Here is a 1,227-nt window from a genome sequence, read left to right as displayed (position 1 = left end):
TCTTCTCTAGCCCCATTATATCATCTGTTATTCCATTTGCAAAGATATAGAGCGCCAGCTCCAGTTCGTTGAACTTATCTAATCCCTGATACTGTTTAATTACATTGATGTATGGTAATTGGACATAGACTCTCGTCGTTAGATTGTTCTTTTCCAGTTTTCCTTTTTTATTTCGGCTTTGATATGTATCATATAGGGTTAGATTATCACTATCAACATCATTGATAAAGATTATCTGATAGACTGGATTGATGTTTTGATAACGATCTCCCTTTTTTTCCTGCTGGCTTAGTAGTTTTGCTCCATATAACTGAAAACGATGGCGCTGGGTTGTGGTAAAGATTGAATTTTGCATTTCAATATCAATCTGTTTACCTGAGGCTACGGTTACTCTAATATCTAAGATCATATCTTTATCTTCAACATGGTTACGGCTTAAATCGGGATTTAATACTTTAATATCATGACAGTCGATCTTTAAAATACCTTCAATAAACAGTTTTAATAAATAAAGAGAGTCATGATCTTGATCATTAGCTAAGGAATATTTAAAAAGAACATCACTTTTAAAATCATAAATCTTATTATCTTTCATAAAAACCTCCTTTGTTATTTATATACATTTACAAAAGCGGTTTTTTCTTTTATCAATTAAAAAATATATAAATAAAAAAGATAGAAATCAAAATTACTATAATTTCTATCCTGTATTCAATCATCAAAATGCTTTCTAAAATAAATTAAAAACTGCTATTTAACTCTTTTTAATTACATTCTTGATTTTTTCTAGTGATTGTTCTTCTAATAACATTTTAAAAATAAGATCATAAACTTCTGTTTCTAAATCATTTAAAATACTACTGTCTTCATTTGGGTATCTCGATTTAAATAATTGGTTAGTTAGATTTCTCTTTTCTTCTTTTTTTCCAAGCTCTTTTCCAATTTCTATCCCTTCATCTTTACCAAGCTCAATTCCTTCTTCTTTACCGATTTCTATTCCTTCTTCTTTGCCACGCAAATAATTAGCTTTCATTTCACTATTTTTGGCTTGAATGTTTAATTCCCGATTATATGCTGCCAGCCTTAATTCTTCATCCTGATTGAATCTTTCCATCTTGTCTTTCATTATCCCGATCACCTTCATCTTCTCTAGCCCCATTATATCATCTGTTATTCCATTTGCAAAGATATAGAGCGCCAGCTCCAGTTCGTTGAACTTATCTAATC

The 1,227-nt window shown here is 30.2% G+C and carries 2 protein-coding genes; both read right to left on the bottom strand.

Going from position 1 to position 1,227, the window contains the following annotated elements; all coding sequences use genetic code 11:
• A partial coding sequence (locus tag B5F09_RS14520) for a PD-(D/E)XK nuclease family transposase (protein WP_204215368.1) occupies positions 1 to 595 on the bottom strand: 595 nt, incomplete at its 3' end.
• Positions 596 to 754: 159 nt separating this feature from the next.
• Positions 755 to 1,227, bottom strand: a 473-nt coding sequence (locus B5F09_RS14515) for a hypothetical protein (protein ID WP_239404361.1), incomplete at its 5' end; no start/stop codon positions are given.

This window comes from Erysipelatoclostridium sp. An173 (assembly GCF_002160495.1).
GTDB lineage: Bacteria > Bacillota_I > Bacilli_A > Erysipelotrichales > Coprobacillaceae > Thomasclavelia > Thomasclavelia merdavium.
Note: the sequence above shows the minus strand (reverse complement) of the source record. Positions and strands in the feature narration are given on the sequence as shown.